Origin of the sequence: Marinobacterium sp. xm-a-152 (assembly GCF_013282965.1) — a bacterium.
In the GTDB taxonomy this organism is placed as follows: Bacteria; Pseudomonadota; Gammaproteobacteria; order Pseudomonadales; family Balneatricaceae; genus Marinobacterium_E.
The window spans coordinates 98,678-118,071 of record NZ_WBYI01000007.1; the positions used below are offsets into that span (position 1 = coordinate 98,678).

The 19,394-nt window shown below is 48.3% G+C and carries 16 protein-coding genes and 2 pseudogenes; 14 read left to right on the forward strand and 4 right to left on the reverse strand.

Going from position 1 to position 19,394, the window contains the following annotated elements; genetic code table 11:
• Positions 1-74 precede the first annotated feature (74 nt).
• The 13 genes from accB (at position 75) to XMA152_RS08510 (ending at position 12,557) form a co-directional block, all read left to right on the forward strand.
• The gene (accB, locus tag XMA152_RS08450) at positions 75-554 is read left to right on the forward strand and encodes an acetyl-CoA carboxylase biotin carboxyl carrier protein (RefSeq protein WP_173483330.1); all 480 of its coding nucleotides are present in this window, start codon (positions 75-77) and stop codon (positions 552-554) included.
• Positions 555-582: 28 nt separating this feature from the next.
• The gene (gene accC / locus XMA152_RS08455; protein ID WP_173483331.1) at positions 583-1,926 is read left to right on the forward strand and encodes an acetyl-CoA carboxylase biotin carboxylase subunit; all 1,344 of its coding nucleotides are present in this window, start codon (positions 583-585) and stop codon (positions 1,924-1,926) included.
• A gap of 71 nt (positions 1,927-1,997) precedes the next feature.
• The gene (gene prmA, locus XMA152_RS08460) at positions 1,998-2,888 is read left to right on the forward strand and encodes a 50S ribosomal protein L11 methyltransferase (RefSeq protein WP_173483332.1); all 891 of its coding nucleotides are present in this window, start codon (positions 1,998-2,000) and stop codon (positions 2,886-2,888) included.
• Between the two features lie 16 nt (positions 2,889-2,904).
• Positions 2,905-3,639: a DUF3426 domain-containing protein gene (locus XMA152_RS08465; protein ID WP_173483333.1), complete on the forward strand. Its 735-nt coding sequence runs from the start codon at positions 2,905-2,907 to the stop codon at positions 3,637-3,639.
• A 415-nt stretch (positions 3,640-4,054) separates the two neighbouring features.
• Positions 4,055-5,029 (forward strand): tRNA dihydrouridine synthase DusB, encoded by a 975-nt coding sequence (gene dusB / locus XMA152_RS08470; protein ID WP_173480482.1) that lies wholly within the window; start codon positions 4,055-4,057, stop codon positions 5,027-5,029.
• 37 nt (positions 5,030-5,066) lie between these two features.
• A complete protein-coding gene (gene fis, locus XMA152_RS08475) occupies positions 5,067-5,336 on the forward strand; it encodes a DNA-binding transcriptional regulator Fis (protein WP_173480755.1) in 270 nt (89 codons plus the stop codon).
• 23 nt (positions 5,337-5,359) lie between these two features.
• Positions 5,360-6,937, forward strand: a complete 1,578-nt coding sequence (gene purH / locus XMA152_RS08480) for a bifunctional phosphoribosylaminoimidazolecarboxamide formyltransferase/IMP cyclohydrolase (RefSeq protein WP_173483334.1) — start codon at positions 5,360-5,362, stop codon at positions 6,935-6,937.
• A gap of 21 nt (positions 6,938-6,958) precedes the next feature.
• Entirely contained in the window at positions 6,959-8,242 is a 1,284-nt protein-coding gene (purD, locus tag XMA152_RS08485) for a phosphoribosylamine--glycine ligase (RefSeq protein WP_173483335.1), read from the forward strand.
• A gap of 149 nt (positions 8,243-8,391) precedes the next feature.
• Positions 8,392-9,435, forward strand: a complete 1,044-nt coding sequence (locus XMA152_RS08490) for a YeeE/YedE family protein (RefSeq protein ID WP_173483336.1) — start codon at positions 8,392-8,394, stop codon at positions 9,433-9,435.
• A 30-nt stretch (positions 9,436-9,465) separates the two neighbouring features.
• Entirely contained in the window at positions 9,466-10,080 is a 615-nt protein-coding gene (locus XMA152_RS08495; RefSeq protein ID WP_173483337.1) for a LysE family transporter, read from the forward strand.
• Positions 10,081-10,093: 13 nt separating this feature from the next.
• The gene (locus XMA152_RS08500; RefSeq protein ID WP_173483338.1) at positions 10,094-10,459 is read left to right on the forward strand and encodes a histidine triad nucleotide-binding protein; all 366 of its coding nucleotides are present in this window, start codon (positions 10,094-10,096) and stop codon (positions 10,457-10,459) included.
• A gap of 8 nt (positions 10,460-10,467) precedes the next feature.
• Entirely contained in the window at positions 10,468-11,406 is a 939-nt protein-coding gene (locus tag XMA152_RS08505) for a bifunctional enoyl-CoA hydratase/phosphate acetyltransferase (RefSeq protein WP_173483339.1), read from the forward strand.
• Positions 11,407-11,408: 2 nt separating this feature from the next.
• Positions 11,409-12,557: an acetate/propionate family kinase gene (locus XMA152_RS08510; RefSeq protein ID WP_173483340.1), complete on the forward strand. Its 1,149-nt coding sequence runs from the start codon at positions 11,409-11,411 to the stop codon at positions 12,555-12,557.
• On the opposite strand, the gene rlmB is transcribed toward XMA152_RS08510, so the two are convergent.
• From rlmB to folE2, 3 genes and pseudogenes are all read right to left on the reverse strand, one after another.
• Positions 12,549-13,286 carry a 23S rRNA (guanosine(2251)-2'-O)-methyltransferase RlmB gene (rlmB, locus tag XMA152_RS08515; RefSeq protein WP_173483341.1) on the reverse strand — a complete coding sequence of 246 codons (738 nt, stop codon included), beginning with the start codon at positions 13,284-13,286 and terminating at the stop codon, positions 12,549-12,551. The genes XMA152_RS08510 and rlmB overlap by 9 nt on opposite strands.
• Before the next feature lie 85 nt (positions 13,287-13,371).
• Positions 13,372-15,228, reverse strand: a complete 1,857-nt coding sequence (locus XMA152_RS08520; RefSeq protein ID WP_173483342.1) for a SurA N-terminal domain-containing protein — start codon at positions 15,226-15,228, stop codon at positions 13,372-13,374.
• A 582-nt stretch (positions 15,229-15,810) separates the two neighbouring features.
• Positions 15,811-16,503, reverse strand: a pseudogene (gene folE2, locus XMA152_RS12615) (GTP cyclohydrolase FolE2).
• Between the two features lie 31 nt (positions 16,504-16,534).
• Between folE2 and XMA152_RS08535 the strand changes: the two are divergent.
• A pseudogene (locus XMA152_RS08535) lies at positions 16,535-17,713 on the forward strand (IS3 family transposase).
• A gap of 13 nt (positions 17,714-17,726) precedes the next feature.
• Here the strand turns inward: XMA152_RS08535 and XMA152_RS08540 are convergent.
• On the reverse strand, positions 17,727-19,385 hold the full coding sequence (locus XMA152_RS08540) for an electron transfer flavoprotein-ubiquinone oxidoreductase (RefSeq protein WP_217361981.1): 1,659 nt from the start codon (positions 19,383-19,385) through the stop codon (positions 17,727-17,729).
• Between the last annotated feature and the right edge of the window lie 9 nt (positions 19,386-19,394).

Genomic DNA, 19,394 nt, shown 5'->3' on the forward strand with positions numbered 1-19,394 from the left:
ATATCTGCCTATTCGATGCAATTAACAGCCATATCCCAACAATTTATTACTAAACTGCGCTACAGGAGCACATCATGGATATTCGTAAAGTTAAAAAACTGATCGAACTTCTCGAAGAGTCAAACATCAATGAAATCGAGATCAAAGAGGGCGAGGAGTCTGTTCGCATTAGCCGTGGTGGATCTATCGTTGCGGCTCCAGTAGCAGCACCTGCACCTGTCGTTGCTGCAGCACCTGCTTCCGCTGCTGCTCCAGTAGCTGCACCTGCTGCAGCAGAAGCTGCACCTGCTGCAGCAGAAGCTGCACCAGCTGCGCCAGCGGGTCATACAGTTAACTCACCAATGGTGGGTACTTTCTACCGTTCACCAGCGCCTAGTGCTCCAGCATTCATCGAAGTGGGCAAAACGGTTAAAGCGGGTGACGTCATCTGTATCGTTGAAGCGATGAAGATGATGAACCAGATCGAAGCAGACAAGAGCGGCGTGATTGAAGCCATCCTTGTTGAAGATGGTCAGCCGGTTGAATTTGATCAACCACTCGTTGTCATTGCCTAAACTCTAATCAACAGAGGAATATTCCATCATGTTGGATAAAGTTCTGATCGCAAACCGTGGCGAAATTGCGCTACGTATCATGCGAGCTTGTAAAGAGTTAGGCATTAAAACCGTCGCTGTTCATTCACAGGCTGATCGTGATTTGATGCACGTCCGTCTTGCTGATGAAGCGGTCTGTATCGGCCCAGCTCAATCTGCTCAAAGTTACCTAAACATCCCTTCCCTAATTGCAGCGGCAGAAGTCACTGATTCAGTGGCTATCCACCCTGGCTATGGCTTCCTCGCTGAAAACGCAGGCTTTGCTGAGCAGGTAGAGCAGTCAGGTTTTACATTTATCGGCCCTAAAGCTGAAACCATACGATTAATGGGTGACAAGGTGTCAGCCATTGAAGCGATGAAGAAAGCGGGTGTTCCAACAGTACCTGGTTCAGACGGACCACTGCCAGAGAACGACAACGATACGCTTTATAAAATTGCAAAACGTATTGGCTACCCTGTAATCATCAAAGCCGCTGCCGGTGGTGGTGGTCGTGGTATGCGTGTTGTTCATACTGAAGCTCACCTAGTTAACGCCGTGCAAGTGACCAAGTCTGAAGCAAAGGCGGCCTTTGGTGATGATACTGTCTACATGGAGAAGTTCCTTGAGAACCCACGCCACGTAGAGATCCAAGTATTAGCCGACGGGCAAGGGAATGCGATTCACCTTTACGATCGCGACTGTTCATTACAGCGCCGCCATCAGAAGGTTGTTGAGGAGGCACCAGCACCTCACCTAGACCCAGAATCACGCGCAAAAGTACTGCAGTCATGTGTCGATGCTTGTATTGAGATCGGCTATCGCGGTGCAGGCACCTTTGAATTTCTGTACGAAGATGGTGGCTTCTACTTCATCGAAATGAACACTCGTGTTCAGGTTGAACACCCTGTGACAGAGATGGTTACCGGTGTCGACATTGTAAAAGAGCAGCTGCGTATCGCTTCTGGTGAAAAACTATCGATCAAACAGGAAGATGTCGTGTTACGTGGCCACTCTTTCGAATGCCGTATCAACGCAGAGGATCCAAAAACCTTTATGCCTTCACCGGGTAAAGTTAATGGTTTCCATGCGCCAGGTGGTAACGGCATCCGTGTTGATTCGCACCTCTATGCGGGCTACACAGTACCACCTCACTACGACTCATTGATCGCTAAATTGATCTCTTATGGTGAAGATCGTGAAGTGGCAATGCAGCGCATGCGCAATGCTCTGGATGAGATGGTCATTGATGGTATTCGTACCAACATTCCACTTCACCATGAAATCATGCGTGATACCCATTTCGAAGTGGGTGGTGTTAACATTCACTACTTAGAAAAGAAATTAGGCCTGTAAGTTAACTTACGTCCTAATCAAAGCCCGCACTGTTGCGGGCTTTGTTGTCTTTAAATTACGAGCTAAAAAGAATGCCTTGGCTACAGATAAAAGTTGTTACAAATCCTGATATTGCAGAGTTTTATGAAGATCTACTTCTTGAAGCGGGCTGTGCTGCCGTGACCTTTGAGGACGCAAAAGATCAACCTATTTTCGAGCCTGAATTAGGGACTACTCCGCTCTGGGGTACAACCGTAATCACCGGTCTGTTTGCAGCAGAGCATGATTTAGAGTCGACACTTGCCTTTCTAAACGAGCAAAAACTCTCCGTTGAGGGTGGCGATACAATAGAGTTCAAGGCAGAAATTCTTGAGGACAAAGATTGGGAACGAGAGTGGATGACTCACTATCACCCGATGCAGTTCGGTAGCCATTTTTGGGTCTGCCCAAGCTGGATTGAAGTACCTGATGCGAACGCAGTCAATCTGATGCTCGATCCTGGACTAGCCTTTGGCACAGGAACTCATCCAACCACTGCACTCTGCCTAGAGTGGCTCGCCAGTGAGCCACTACAGAACAGATCGGTTATCGATTATGGCTGCGGTAGTGGCATTTTGGGCATTGCTGCCATTCTTTTGGGTGCAAGCGCAGTGTCAGGCGTCGATATTGATCCGCAAGCATTAACCGCCACTCAAGACAATCTTGTTAGAAACGGTCTAGATAAAGAACGTTTACCGGTATTCTTCCCAGAGAGCTTTGATTCAGAACCGGTCGATCTAGTCATTGCCAACATACTCGCCGGACCACTGAAAGAGCTTGCTCCTACACTAGCCGAATTGGTTAAATCAGGTGGTCAGTTAATTCTATCGGGGCTTCTGATAGAACAAGCGGATGAATTGATTAGTACCTACTCCGAGTGGTTTGATATGGAACCCCCATCAACCAAAGAGGAGTGGGTTCGTTTAACGGGTCGCAAACGTTAAGGTTGAGAAGGGATAGATGTTTGTAACAGAGTGTCCAGAGTGCCAAGCCAAGTTTAGAGTGACTGATGGTCAACTGCGCCTGGCTAATGGTCGCGTTCGCTGCGGCAACTGCCTCTCTATTTTTGATGCCGAAAATGGACGTACTGATCGAACACCCACTACAGCAACTGAACAGCCTCAACAGACATCCACTGGAGCACAATTCGCGCAGCTAGACGCTGAGCCTATCGTACTTGAGCGATTTAATTCTCAACCCGAGTCGCCTTTCAAAACGGCATTAATGATTCTAATTCTTCTGTTATGCGCAGTACTCGGCGCCCTACAGTATCTCTGGTTTGAGCGAGCTAGGCTAAATGCACACCCCAGCTTACGACCCTTCTATATTATTGCGTGCAGTCAGATAAATTGTGATTTAAGCGCTAAAGAGGGGCTGACTCTACTGACGATTGAACAGACCCTAGTGAGGGAGCATCCTCGTTACTCCAATGCACTTGAAGTGACACTGAGAATCAACAACCAATCCACACTCTACCAACCCTATCCGGCGGTTGAACTCTCTCTAAAAGATCTACAAGGCAAACTGATCAGCCGCCGCACATTTGATCCAAATGAGTATTTAGAACTTGGCATCAACGCTGAGCGCTTAAGCCCAAAACTCCCCATTCAAATTCAACTGACCTTAACCAAACCGGATGAAGCGATCGCCTCTTTTGAAGCCAACCTTTCAGAAGCCCGTTTCAACCAACGCTAGGGAACCTACGAATAAGTCCATGACATCTCAGGCTTACAGTCAAATTTGTCATCCAGGCGTGTTTTTGAAGGCCTAGCGGGCTAAGTCGAGAAAACAGAACGCAGAGGATGGATTTGACTGTAAGCCCCGTAGGGCGCGACCTGAAACATCCATCTACAGCGTTGGATCGCTGACTAAAGGCGATGGCCATTAGTTGCACAATCCGCCTTGTATCTGAATGTTTCAGATCACGCTGAGAAATTATGGACTTGTTCGCAGGTTCCCTAGTTAGCCTGTCAACCCCAAAATTGATCATTTTTTATTCAAAAACGTCTTGGACCCTCGGTCCGTGAAGAGTATTATATGCGCCCTTCATAACCAACGAGGGTACCGCTCCAATTCATTGGAGCGGTACCCTCGTTGTGGCAGGTTTTTGATGTTACAGATTGGTCCATACAGCCTTGACACTCAAGTTGCTCTAGCCCCAATGGCTGGTGTGACAGATCGCCCGTTTCGACAACTCTGTCGCGAACTGGGTGCAGGCCTTGTTGTGTCAGAGATGGTGACGTCAGATCCAAATCTGTGGCACACACGCAAGTCATCATTTCGCCTAAACCATCAAGGCGAAGCTGAGCCTCGCTCCGTACAGATTGCGGGTGGCGATCCAGAGATGATGGCATTAGCTGCTCAGTTAAATGCAGAGCGTGGCGCACAAATCATCGACATCAATATGGGCTGCCCGGCTAAAAAAGTCTGTAATAAAGCAGCTGGCTCAGCACTGCTGAAAGATGAACCTCTGGTCGAATCTATATTGGAAGCCGTGGTCAATGCAGTCGATATACCAGTGACCCTAAAAATTCGGACTGGTTGGTCTCCAGACAATCGCAACGCACTCACCATCGCCAAAATGGCTGAACAAGCTGGTATAGCCGCGCTGACCGTTCATGGAAGAACCCGGTCAGATAAGTACCTTGGTGACGCTGAGTACGAGACCATTAAATCCGTTAAAGAGAACATCAGCATCCCTGTCATTGCTAATGGCGATATCACCACCCCAGAAAAAGCGCGTTTTGTTTTGGATTACACCGGTGCTGATGCAGTCATGATCGGTCGTGCAGCGCAAGGCACCCCGTGGATTTTGCGAGAGATTGATCATTATCTGCGTCATGGTGAAAAAATAGCGCCACCCACTCTTTCAGAAATACACTCTATTTTTAATCGCCACCTGAAAGCTCTGCACGAGTTTTATGGAGAGTTAATGGGCGTTCGTATCGCCCGAAAACACCTTAATTGGTATCTGCAATCAGTTAGCGATGTGACTGGCTTTAGAAAAGAATTTAATCAGTTGGAAACAGCTGAAGAGCAGCTTAACGCCCTCGATCAATACTTTGATCGTGCCCAAGCTGCTTAATTTTTAGGTAACCGTAGTAGTGAGTAGTAACGATACAATGCAACATCTCGATATCTCTGAAATAACAACAGAAACCCAGACACCAACACTGCGTGAGAGTGTTCAATCTTCACTTGAGACCTACTTCAAGACGTTAGATGGACAGCCCGCAAGTGATGTTTATCAAATGGTGTTGACTGAAGTAGAAGCACCGCTGTTTGAAGCTGTTATGCGCTACACCAAAGATAACCAAACCCGTGCTTCAGAGCTTCTTGGCCTGAACCGCGGCACGCTTCGCAAAAAGTTGAAGCAGTACGATCTTCTTTAAATCTCTGAAAAATGGAAAGCCTCATGTCTAACGACTCATACACTCCTATTCGTCGCGCTCTGATCAGCGTGTCAGACAAAACTGGCATCGTAGATTTTGCCCGTGAACTGACTTCTCAAGGCGTTGAAATACTATCAACTGGCGGCACTTACAAATTGCTTTGTGATGAAGGCATCGCAGCCGTTGAAGTCTCAGACTACACGGGTTTTCCAGAGATGATGGCAGGCCGCGTTAAAACCCTTCACCCTAAAGTGCACGGCGGAATCTTGGGTCGTCGCGGTACTGATGATGCGGTAATGACTGAGCATGGCATCAACCCAATCGACATGGTGGTTGTCAACCTCTACCCCTTTGCAGAGACCGTCGCACGTCCAGATTGTGATCTTCCGATGGCAATTGAAAACATCGATATCGGTGGCCCAACCATGGTTCGATCTGCTGCCAAAAACCATAAAGATGTCGCAATTGTCGTTAACGCTTCTGACTACGATTCAATCATCGCTGACCTGAAAACCAATAAGGGTCTTAACTACAACACCCGTTTTGACCTGGCTGTTAAAGCGTTTGAACATACTGCTGCATACGACGGCATGATCGCAAACTACCTTGGCGCTCGTGTTGGCGTTGAAGAGCCAGAGACCTTCCCACGCACCTTCAACACACAGTTCGTTAAAGTTCAGGATATGCGCTACGGTGAAAACCCACACCAACGTGCAGCCTTCTACGTTGAAGAGAACGCAACTGAAGCCAGCGTTTCAACCGCTCGTCAACTTCAGGGTAAAGAGCTCTCGTTTAACAACGTAGCCGATACTGATGCGGCACTTGAGTGCGTTAAGCCTTTCAAAGAGCCTGCCTGTGTCATCGTTAAACATGCTAACCCTTGTGGTGTCGCCATTGGCGGCAACATTCTGGAAGCATACAACCGCGCATTCCAGACAGACCCAACCTCAGCATTTGGCGGAATCATCGCATTCAACCGCGAACTTGATGCAGAAACAGCAAAAGCGATCGTTGATCGTCAATTTGTCGAGGTGATCATTGCTCCAAAAGTGAGCGCTCAGGCATCCGAAATCGTTGCCGCTAAACCCAATGTTCGTCTACTTGAGTGTGGTGAATTTGCGGCACAGCCTGGTGCAGCTTTCGATTACAAACGTGTCAACGGTGGCCTACTGGTGCAAGATTGTGATCTAGGCATGGTGAACGCATCTGAGCTTCAAATTGTCACTAAGCGTCAACCATCTGAACAGGAGATCCGCGATCTACTGTTCTGCTGGGAAGTGGCTAAATTCGTTAAATCGAATGCCATTGTCTACGCTCGTGATGGCCAGACTATCGGTATCGGTGCAGGCCAGATGAGTCGTGTCTACTCAGCTAAAATTGCGGGTATCAAAGCGGCGGATGAAGGCCTACAAGTTGCTGGTTCGGTGATGGCATCTGATGCTTTCTTCCCATTCCGTGATGGCATTGACTCTGCAGCAGAAGCGGGTATCAAAGCGGTTATCCAGCCAGGTGGATCGATGCGCGATCAGGAAGTGATCGATGCAGCCGATGAGCACGGCATGGCGATGGTATTCACAGGCATGCGCCACTTCCGCCACTAAGCGTTAGAAGGATTGATTGATATGAATGTTCTAGTAATTGGCTCAGGTGGCCGTGAACACGCTCTAGCTTGGAGCGCTGCTAAAGATGCACGTGTAAATACTGTCTTTGTTGCTCCAGGTAATGCAGGTACAGCGATAGAAGCTGGTATTGAAAATGTTGCGATCGATGTCATGGACAAAGTTGCACTGGCCAACTTCGCTAAAGATAACGGCGTTGCTTTGACCATCGTAGGTCCAGAAGCACCGCTAGTCGATGGTGTAGTGGATTACTTCCAGTCAGAAGGTCTAGCAATTTTCGGCCCATCAGCAGGCGCTGCACAGCTTGAGGGCTCGAAAGCGTTTACTAAAGACTTCCTAGCACGCCAGCAGATTCCAACGGCAGAGTACCAAAACTTCACAGAGATCGAGCCAGCACTGGCATACCTTCGTGAGAAAGGCGCACCAATCGTTGTTAAAGCCGACGGTTTGGCAGCTGGCAAAGGTGTTATCGTTGCGATGACACATGAAGAGGCTGAAGACGCTGTCAAAGATATGCTTGCCGGAAATGCCTTTGGCGATGCCGGTAGCCGTGTTGTTATCGAAGAGTTCCTAGATGGCGAGGAAGCCTCTTTTATCGTCATGGTCGATGGCGAAAACGTTCTGCCAATGGCCACTAGCCAAGACCACAAACGGGTGGGTGATGGCGATACTGGCCTTAACACCGGCGGTATGGGTGCTTACTCCCCTGCTCCAGTGGTCACTCCAGAGATCGACCAGCGCATCATGGACGAAGTGATCTACCCAACCGTTCGCGGTATGGCTGCAGAAGGTAACCGATACACTGGCTTCCTATATGCAGGCCTCATGATTGCTGCCGATGGCACACCTAAAGTGATTGAGTACAACTGCCGCTTTGGTGACCCAGAGACGCAACCGATCATGATGCGTCTTCAGTCGAGCATTGTTGAACTCTGCGAAGCAGCCCTTCGTGGCGAGCTAGACAAAACAACCGCTAAATGGGATCCACGCCCATCCATTGGTGTGGTTATGGCTGCAGGCGGCTACCCTGGTGACTACAACAAAGGGGATGTGATTTCACTTCCTGAGTCACTTCCAGCTGACAGCAAAATATTTCATGCTGGCACAGCCCTAAATGGTGATGATGTGGTGACAGCTGGCGGTCGTGTACTTTGTGTCACTGCACTTGGCGACACAGTAACTGACGCACAGGCTCGTGCTTACGAACTTTTAAAGCAAGTGAGCTGGAAAGATGCCTATTTCCGCACTGACATCGCTTACCGAGCGATCGCCCGCGAAAACGGTTGATTTTCTACTTAACCTATCAAAGACCCTTCGGGGTCTTTTTTATTGCCTAAAATCAGCATTGATGTCCGTCAACAGATCCAACCAAACTACTCGCACTTCAGTATTGATCAAGGCAAAATAATGATATTACCCTTTTATAAGAGACGACTATGCCTGAGTTTTTAGATGCCTACTCCAGCGGAGAGGTTGCCGTTCTTTTAGGTTTGATCACCGGATTGGTGTTTGGTGTCTTTGCTCAGCAGAGTCGGTTCTGTCTACGCGCGGCCTGCATTGAGTTCTGGCGCAACAAGCCTGGTCCTAAATTCGCCATTTGGCTCTTTACCTTCTCGACAGCGCTTATTTTGACGCAGTTATTGATGCTGAACGGCAATCTCGAGAAAAGCAGCATTCGGCAGCTGGTAACGACAGGCTCTATGTCTGGAGCCATTATTGGTGGATCCATGTTTGGTATTGGCATGGTCATGGCTAGAGGCTGCGCGAGCCGCCTTCTAGTTCTATCTGCGACCGGTAATCTACGAGCACTCATTGCAGGACTGGTGGTCACCGTTGTCTCTCAAGCTGCGCTAAGAGGTATTCTATCTCCCGCTAGAAATGAGATCTCATCTTGGTGGCTAATCGATGGATCATCACGTGATCTGTCACTTTGGCTCCCAGAATTTGGGGCATTAGGATTCGGTATTATTCTATTTGTCGCCGCTTTCTATTTGGCAAAAAGAACCTCACCCAGAATCTACTGGCAGTTTGGTGCCGTCATGGTCGGATTAAGTGTTGCTCTGGGCTGGGCACTAACCTCTTGGCATGCCAGCAACTCCTTTGACATTATCGCGGTGAAGAGCGTCAGTTTTACTGGACCATCAGCCGATACTTTAATGGCACTGATCAACGAGCCAGAGGTGCCTCTGTCGTTCGATATCGGCATTGTTGTCGGCGTATTTGCGGGCTCATTCTTGGCTTCTTGGATAACAAAAGAGTTCAAAATTCAAACCTTTACCGAAGAGACTGGCCTTTCACGCTATTTGGTTGGAGCCGGTCTTATGGGCTTTGGCGGCATGCTTGCGGGCGGGTGTGCAGTTGGTGCTGGTGTTACTGGTGGTGCAGTAATGGCCCTCACCGCTTGGGTCGCACTGTTCTTTATGTGGCTAAGTGCTGGGATCACTGACAGGGTACTCGACTACCGTCGCGAGACAGCCTAAATTATCAGCTCTAACGACTGAGCAAATTCTATGTCCCTTGAACTCTGGCTTGCCCTGTTAGGCGCAGCCATCATGATCTCGCTATCCCCTGGCGCAGGCTTTGCTACCGCTGTGAGTTTTGGGCTCTCAAATGGTTTACGAGGTGCAGCACCAGCTGTGTTTGGCCTTATTTGTGGCTATGGCACCCAGATGCTGGTGGTATCACTTGGCTTAGGGGCACTCATTGCAACCTCACCTATTCTATTCACAGTCATTAAATACATAGGCGCCGCCTACCTTATCTGGCTGGGCTTTCAGATTATCCGTTCGCAGGCTGAGCTCGAGCTTCATAACGCTGAGCCTCTTAAGAAGCGAGAGCGCTTTATTCGCGCCTATTTAGTTAATATCACCAACCCTAAGGGCATGGTGTTTCTACTAGCACTAGTGCCACAATTTCTGAATCCAGCAGAACCCCAGGCACCTCAGCTTTGGATTATTGGCCTGACACTAGTATTAGTTGATTGGATAGTGATGACTGGTTACTCGGGTATCGCAGCCCGTCTGCGCAGGTTTGTTCAAGATCCAAAAGGTAGAGCCTGGTTAAATCGGGCATCTGGGAGTGCACTGATACTGGCCGGTCTGGTATTGTCTACTGCAACACTTTAATAAGGAGTTAGGCATGGATTGTCTGTTTTGTAAGATTGTCGCTGGTGAAATTCCAGCCAAGCGCGTTTACGAAGATGAACACGTCATCGCGTTTATGGATATCAACCCACAGGCCCCATTTCATGGTCTAGTTATTCCACGCAAACATATCTCGACTCTCGATGATGCAACCGATGAAGACGCAGAAGTTCTTGGCCATCTGAATATTGCGGCTGCAAAAATCGCACGTCAGGAAGGATTTTCTGCAGATGGTTATCGAACTGTCATCAATTGTCGCGATCATGGTGGTCAGACGGTGTACCACATTCACCTCCACCTTCTAGGTGGTAAAGCGATGGGATGGCCACCATACACTGACACTCTTAAGACGCCACTATAGGATCTAAAATGACTGTGATTAAAGACCTGCCACAAAACAATCAGCTAGAGTTCTTTATCGAACAGGCGCGCCACGCAAAGCCTATTAGAACGGTGGTTGTGCATCCGGTTGATGGCAATGGTCTCGGCGGTGCTTTAGAGGCCGCAGAGCAAGGTCTGATAGAGCCAACGCTGGTTGGCCCTAAAGCAAAAATTGAAGCTGCCGCTGAGGAGCTCAATGCTGATATCAAGGCTTTTCGCCTTATCGATACAGAACACAGTCATGAAGCGGCTGAAGTCGCATGTCAGTTGATACAGCAGTGTGAAGGCGATAGTTTGATGAAAGGCTCTCTTGGGAGCTCTGAACTACTTTCAGCAGTCCTCGATAAACGCAGCGGTCTTAGAACAGAGCGCCGTTTAAGTCACATTTTTGTTTTTGATGTCCCTAGCTATCACAAGCCACTGATCATCACCGACGCTGCAATTAATATCGCTCCCGATCTAATGACGAAGCGAGACATAGTACAAAACGCAATCGACTTTGCGCATGCTCTAGGTAATGAGAACCCTAAAGTTGCCGTGCTTGCTGCAGTAGAGAAAGTTAAAGCCAACATGCAGAGCACGCTGGATGCTGCTGCACTTTGTAAAATGGCAGATCGCGGACAGATCACCGGCGGAATTATCGATGGCCCGCTTGCTTTCGACAACGCCATTTCTCGCCAAGCGGCCATTGATAAACATATCAACTCTCCGGTATCCGGGGAGGCAGATATTCTCGTAGCACCTGATCTTGAAGCCGGCAACATGATCGCTAAACAGCTCATCTATCTTGCTGGTGCTAAGTCTGCAGGAATTGCAGTAGGTGCTCGTGTTCCCATTATTCTAACGAGCCGTGCCGATGGTGTAGTAGCTCGCTTAGCAAGCTGTGCATTGGCATCATACATGGTGCATCACCGCCGTAAGATCTAATCATGAATATCCTCACCCTCAACGCAGGCTCATCCAGCTTGAAAGCTGCGCTCTATAACTCGCAGGATGGCGTGTTAAGCAAACTTGCCAGTGCATCATTGACGGGAGTTGGCTCTCCACATCTATCACTTCAGGTAGATGGAGAGAGCATCGATATTTCGAAGGTTGATCTCACAGACTCCGCAAAGATTCATGCGCAGGTTGTAGAACTACTTTTTAACCGATTTAAACTGCAGGATGACTCATTAGTCGTTTCACACCGCGTAGTGCATGGTGGCGGTATATTCTCTAAATCCGAAGTGGTTGATGATGCAATTCTTGAGCAATTAAAGAGTTTCAACTCCCTCGCTCCGCTGCATCAACCATTCAATATTCGTTTGATTGAACAGGTTCTTGAGGCTCACCCCGAGTCACTCAATATTGTCTCATTCGATACGATGTTTCACGCAGGCCAAACAGCGCTTGAAACCAGCTATGCCCTACCTAAATCGATTCGCGATATGGGTGTTCGTCGCTACGGTTTTCATGGTCTATCATATGCCTATATATCTGAGTCACAGCAGCTAGCCATGTATCCGGATGAAAGAACCATCGTGCTGCACTTGGGTGCAGGCTCTTCAGCCTGCGCAATGATGGGCGGCAAGTCGAAAGCCTCCAGCATGGGCTTCTCAGCAGTCGACGGCTTACCCATGGGGTCACGTACCGGAAACTTAGATCCAGGCGTAATGATTCATTTGATGCGTGAAGGGATGGATGCAAATCAGCTCGAAACACTTCTCTACAAACAGAGCGGCTGGCTAGGTCTTTCAGGTCTATGCAGTGATATGCGAACACTGCTCGAATCAGATCTAGAGGAAGCGAAGTTCACCGTCGATTACTACTGCTATCACATTACCCAGGAGATTGGTCGGTTAGCGGCGATATTAGGTGGTTTAGATCGAGTGATTTTCACTGCTGGCGTTGGCGAACATGCCCCACTCATTCGAGAAAAGGTGTGCATTCAACTGGCTTGGCTAGGCCTAGAGATCGATAACAAGCTAAATCAGAGCAACCAAATTGAGATTGCCACTGATTCATCCAAAGTCCGAGTGCAGGTCGTCCCTACGGATGAGGAGTGGATGCTAGCCAAATACGCGACGCAGTTAGTTTGAGCGCTGTCTGACGATCTCAAACAGGGTAACGCCGGTTGCTACCGAAACATTCAAACTGGAGACTTCCCCCGCCATTGGGATTTTAATCAACAGATCACACTGCTCTCGTGTCAAGCGGCGCATCCCCTTGCCTTCAGCCCCCATCACAAGCGCTAATGGACCGGTTAGATCTGTTTGGTAAATGGAACCTTTCGCTTCACCCGCCGTTCCGACGATCCACACTCCACGCTCCTGAAGCTGATTAAGCGTTCTCGCTAGATTGGTTACCTGAAAATAGGGCACTGCATCCGCTGCGCCACAGGCAACTTTAATCACTGTCGCATTTAATGGCGCTGATTTATCACGAGGGGCGATGACAGCTGCGACACCGGCCGCATCAGCGGTACGCAGACATGCACCTAGGTTGTGAGGGTCAGTAACACCATCAAGCACTAGCAAAAGAGGTGTTTGGTCAACCTCATCCATCAGCTTAAACAACTCTTTATCACCCAGAATGGGTAGAGGTTTAGCTTCGGCCAACACCCCTTGATGAACACCATCGACACGCTCATCCAAACGATGTTTGCTGATAGTCTCAACATGAACACCGGCCTGGGCAGCTAGGGCTAGAATCTTCTCTACTTTCGGATCAACGCGTCCCTGAACAATAAAGAGGCGCTTTACCCTCTCAGGGTCACGGTTTAACAGCGTTGTGACAGCATGAATGCCAAATACCTGATCCAATTTCATTCTCTTTTACCTTAACGTTAAAGGCGCACCGACGTGCAACTGAAAAAAATAGCCGCTAAAGAGCGGCTATCTCACTGAAGTCGACTTAATTAATGACGATTTCAGCGTTTGATTTTAGTGTTTCAAATTGCGTTCTAAATGCCTGACTACCCTCACCGGCAGCCAACATGGTTGAAATTTGTGTCTGAAGCTCTTCAGCAATCTGCTCTTGCGAGGTTCCAACAGCATCGACAGTGATCAATGCCGCTGTGCCATCAGAGAGCCGAACAACCTTATAGTCTGCACTACCCTCTGGACGTGCCATAGCAAAAGCTGCTTCTACAATCTGAGGTTCAAGATCAACGGCTGCACCGCGTGCAATCGATTTCACTGCAGTCCACTCCAGGTCAACTTTTCCCTCTTGTGCAGCAGTCAGAGCATTTTGAGCCTGTTCAAAGGCCTGTTTAGCCGCTTGGGAAGACTTAAGCCTGCTGACTAAATCATCACGCACTTCAGCAAGTTCAAGCTGACGTGCGGGTCGTAATTCATTCATATTAAGAACAAAGGTACGACCACTGCTCACCTCAATAGGGTCAGAGTTTAGACGCTCTTTGGTCACAACATCAGAGAAGGCTGCACGAACCAGTTTCTGGTCAGAAAAATCGCCAGTCCCACCATTACGAGTCAAAGGCTCTGAGGTTTGTATCTCGAGTGACAGCTCCTCAGCAAGCACGGCAAGGTCGCCTGAAGAGAAGGCCAAATCCGTTAAACGTTCTAGTGCGCTGACATAAACCTCTTCTGCATTCGCTTCAGCAACATCATAGATGAGATCCTCGCGCACTTCGCTCAGTGCTGGCACCTCTTTAGCACGTACATCGTTTAACTTGATGATGTGCACACCAAACTCGGTCTCGACAGGTTCAGAGTACTCGCCGGCATTTAATGAGAACAGAGCATCATCAAAGGGACCTTCAAAAAGGCCTGGCGTCAGGTAACCTAGATCACCGCCTGAATTAGCTGAACCAATATCTTGTGAGTACTCAGCAGCTAGTGAGGCGAAGCTTTCGCCGGCCGCCAACTTCGTACGAATCTCTTCAGCCTTTGCCAGCGCTGCATCCAGAGGCTGGGCATCGCTTATCTCAAGGAGTATGTGACTAGCAGAACGCTCTTCACCACCTTCAAAACCGGCTTTTAACTGATCATAGGCAGAGTTAATTTCGGCTTCGGTCACACTGTCTGGGTCAACAAAATCCGCTTGGTCCAGTACAACATAGTCAACAACGACCTGCTCTTGGGTCATTAGCTGATCGCCCATACTGTCATAAGCAGCTTGCACATCCGCATCATTCACTGTCTGTGAATCAGCGTCAACAGAGAAACGCGCCACTCGGATATCACGCGTCTGTGTATTCAAAGCAAGAAGATGATCAAGTTCCGAAGCGGTTAAAAAAGCTGACTGCTCGTAAGCACCGCGCACCTGATTCATCAGCGCTTCACTCTTAAGAAGCTCACGGTACGTCAAAGGAGTAAAACCAGCTCCTCGTAGAGCGGATTCAAACTGGTTGCGATCGAATCGACCGTCAACCTGAAACTCCCGCGTTGCAACGATCATCTGGTCCAGCATTTGATCAGACACAAAAAGCCCTAGCTCTTCTGCTGCACTGATCTGTACGTTGCGATCTATGAGATTGTCCAAAACCACTTTGCGTAGAACAACATCGTCTAACATGGCTGGATCAGCATTGTCGCCCATTTGAGTTAGAACTTGTCGACGTTGCAGATCGATACCACGATAGAGCTCATTCTTAGTAATGGCTTTACCATTGACTTCAGCGGGAGGTGGTTCGGCTGTAGCTAGGCCGACAAGTGAGTCAACGCCCCACAGAGCGAAAACTACAATGATCAAACCAACCAGAACTTTAGCAATAATCCCTTGTGAATTATCACGCATTGATTGCAACATGACTGAGTGTCCTATGAATTAAAAAAAGCGCAACCTGAGGTATGCGCTTTTTTAGTGGGGAGAGTCTGAAACTCTTATGCGCAAAAGCGCGCCCCTGGAATAACCGATATTACTTGTTTACAGCGTCTTTCAATAAGTTCAAAGAGAAATGTTTCATTTCATGTGAATGCTTAGCAGCCACGTAAACAAACGCTTTGAGAGCATATCTTCAGTAAAGTAAACAGCCATTGTTTCAAACTACTATATAATCTTACTTACAAGCGCATATTAGCTCGATTGTCTGGGCAAGAATGAAACGATTGCACGGATGATAACATCTCTTATGCCATAAGCAAGAAAGAATTTTTTGAAACAAAACAAAAAGCCAAAAGGCTTCAAAATGAGCATACTTATGAAGATTTTAAACCGACTTATGAGGAGGTCTTCTTAGAGTCCAAAAGAAGAAATTCCTGTCCAAATCATGGTGGCTGTTTACGTATAATAACCTGCTGGAACCTACAAACAATGTTTGGCAAATGCACTGTTAATTAACTTCCGATAGAACAGCCGTAAATTGCCGACAAAAAGCATATGCTCAAGGATCTACGAATAGCTCAAACCGCCAGGAACCCCTTTTACCACCATGGCAACAGCATCGTGCGCATGTAAGCTCTCAAAGTGTTCCACTTTGATTTTGAAGTCCGTGTAGACTGGATCCAGACTTAACTCGCGTTTAATTCTCCGCGCGGCGTCCTCGCAGAACATCAAGTTTTGCCCATTCCTTTTCGCAAACTCTTGTTCATCCTCTCGTTTAACCGCAGTTTGTACCGGAGTTTTCAAGGTTTTTTCTACCTTATTTATCAGCTCAAAAATTGGGAAATGCTCGAAGCTTTTACCCAGTCTCACGGTTACAGTTGCCCTACTTCTCTGGCTATGCGGTGTCGCATGTGAACCGTTGGCACTCAATTACCATCCCTCAACTTCAGAAACTGACACTGTTTCCCTGGTAGTAAAATCTGCAGAGAATTTTTCCTGCAAAAGCTGTCTTGCCAATGAAGCAGAACAGGGGCATGTTGATGAATAATCAACTCCTACCGATAGATCAAAAGTGAAACTAGAACTACTTACTTCTGCCTGAATGCTTATGTCATAACTTTTCCAGCCACTGTTATCACTGAGTAATGCTTTACGCTTTATAGGCAACTCAAAATCTAGTTTTAAAAGTGCTTTATCACTTAATCCTACATGGCCGGACTGTAGTGGCATAGTGAATTTGGCCACCTGATTAGAGGTGATATGATCGCCTCCTGACTACACAGGTGACACTATGACAAAACCAAAACGACCTAACTTTAGCCCCGAATTTCGTCTAGAATCAGCGCAACTTGTTGTCGATCAAGGATACAAGGTACGAGAGGCTGCTGAAGCAATGGGCGTGGGTAAATCCACCATGGATAAGTGGGTTCGACAGCTGCGAGCAGAGCGTAAAGGAGAATCCCCCAAAGCCACGCCGATGACAGAAGAGCAACGTCGTATTCGAGAGCTGGAGAAGCAGGTAAAGCAGCTTGAGATGGAAAAAGAGATATTAAAAAAGGCTTCAGCTCTCTTGATGTCCGACGAGCTGAAAGGTTTGCGGTAATACGTCGACTTCAAGGGAGCTACTCTGCAACACGACTATGCCATCTATTCGGCGTACACCGTAGCAGTTACAAATACTGGCGGAATTATGCCAAAGGGGAAAACCCTGCTCGCATCCTTTTGAAAGAGAAAGTCAGAGAGGCCTTCAGCATTAGCGAGGGTTCAGCAGGTGCACGAAGTGTAGCAGCTATGGTGACGCTCTCAGGCACACCGCTCAGTCGTTATGTTGCGGGCAAACTGATGTCAGAGTTACAACTGTTTAGTTGCCAGCAACCCAAGCACCGTTATTAGGAAAGCAACACAAGAGCATCCCGTTGCCCCCAATCTGTTGGCAAGACAATTTAAGTCTGCGGCTCCAAACCAGGTATGGTGTGGCGATATTACTTATATCTGGACGGGGCGGCGTTGGGCCTATCTGGCAGTCGTACTGGACTTATATGCTCGCAAACCTGTTGGTTGGGCTTTTTCTCTTAATCCAGATAGTGACCTGACAAGTAAAGCCCTAACGATGGCTTTTGAATTAAGGGGTAGACCTGAAGGCCTACTGTTCCACTCCGATCAGGGCTGCCAGTACACCAGTGTGAAGTATCGTAGGCTACTGTGGCGGCACAAGATAAAACAGAGCATGAGTCGACGCGGCAACTGCTGGGATAATGCTCCAATGGAGCGTTTCTTCCGCAGCTTGAAAGCCGAATGGGTTCCAGAGATAGGTTACGCCTCAATAACAGAGGCTAGGAACTCAATTACTGACTACATCGTTGGATATTACAGCCAGCAAAGGCCGCATCAGCATAACGGGATGTTGCCACCGAATTTGGCAGAAGAAATATACTGGAATGACTACAAAGTGGTGGCCAGTTTTACTTGACCACTACACATCCTCACATGTTCGGATAGTTCGGTCCGCCCATACCCTCTGGCGTTACCCAGCGTATATTCTGAGCCGGATCTTTGATATCGCAGGTTTTGCAATGCAGGCAGTTCTGGGCGTTAATCTGGAAGTGCTGTCCGGCATCATCTTCAACCACTTCGTACACCCCCGCAGGGCAATAACGCTGAGCAGGTTCTGCAAACTTCGGCAGGTTTTGTTGCAACGGCACTGAGCTGTCTTTAAGCTGCAAATGACAAGGCTGATCTTCTTCATGGTTAGTATTCGACAGGAACACTGAACCCAGCTTATCAAAGCTCAACTCACCATCCGGTTTTGGATAGTCAATCGGTGTGCATTCACTGGCCGGCCGTATCTGTGCATAGTCTTCTTTATCATCGTGTAGGGTGACCGGGATCTTGCCGCTAAACAGGTTCTGATCGATAAAGTTAAAGGCACCACCCATAATCGGACCAAACTTATGCAATGCAGGGCCAAAGTTTCGGGAGCGGAACAGCTCATCATAGAGCCATGAACTTTCAAATTTATCGGTGAAGCTGTTAAGTTCTTTACCGCCTTCACATCCCTCAATCAGAGCTTCAAAGATCGTTTCTGCGGCCAGCATGCCGGATTTCATTGCCGTATGCGTGCCTTTAATCTTGGAGAAATTGAGCGTACCGGCATTACAGCCAGCAACAATACCACCCGGGAAGGTCATCTTCGGCAGAGCATTGAAACCACCTTTGGTGATTGCTCGAGCGCCATAAGAAACGCGCTTTCCACCTTCCAGGTACTGTTTCAGTACTGGATGGTGCTTCATGCGCTGGAACTCATCAAATGGACTCAGGTAGGGGTTGCTGTAGTTCAGATCAATGATCAGACCCACTACCACCTGATTACCTTCGGTGTGATAGAGGAAGAAACCGCCACTGGCGCCATCGCTTAAAGGCCAACCTGAACCGTGCAGAACCAGACCTGGCTTGTGATTCTCCGGGTTAATATCCCAAAGTTCTTTAATACCGATGCCGTAATGCTGCGCATCCGCTTCTGAGTCCAGTTCAAACTTCTCGATCAGCTCTTTACCCAGATGACCACGACAGCCTTCTGAGAAGATAGTGTATTTCGCATGCAGTTCCATACCCGGCATATAGCTGTCTTTTTGCTCGCCGGATTCACTGATGCCCATATCACCGGTGGCAATGCCTTTAACACTGCCATCATCGTTGTACAGCACTTCAGCAGCGGCAAAACCCGGGAAGATTTCTACGCCAAGTTGTTCCGCTTGCTCCGCCAACCAGCGGCAAACATTACCCAGGCTGACAATATAGTTACCATGGTTATGCATGGTTTTGGGTACAAACGCATTCGGTACCTGAACGGACTTTTCTTCGTTTTTCAGTAGGAAAATCTGATCTTCTGTGACGAGAGTATTGAGCGGTGCGCCCAGCTCTTTCCAGTCCGGGAACAGCTCATCCAGAGCACGGCTTTCAATCACCGCGCCAGAGAGAATATGGGCGCCCACTTCAGACCCTTTTTCTACTACACAGACAGTCAGTTCCTGCTCTGCTTCGTTTGCCTGTTGCATCAGTCGGCAGGCGGCGGATAAACCCGCCGGGCCTGCACCTACAATAACAACATCAAACTCCATGGATTCGCGCGTTATCTCACTCATCGTAAACCT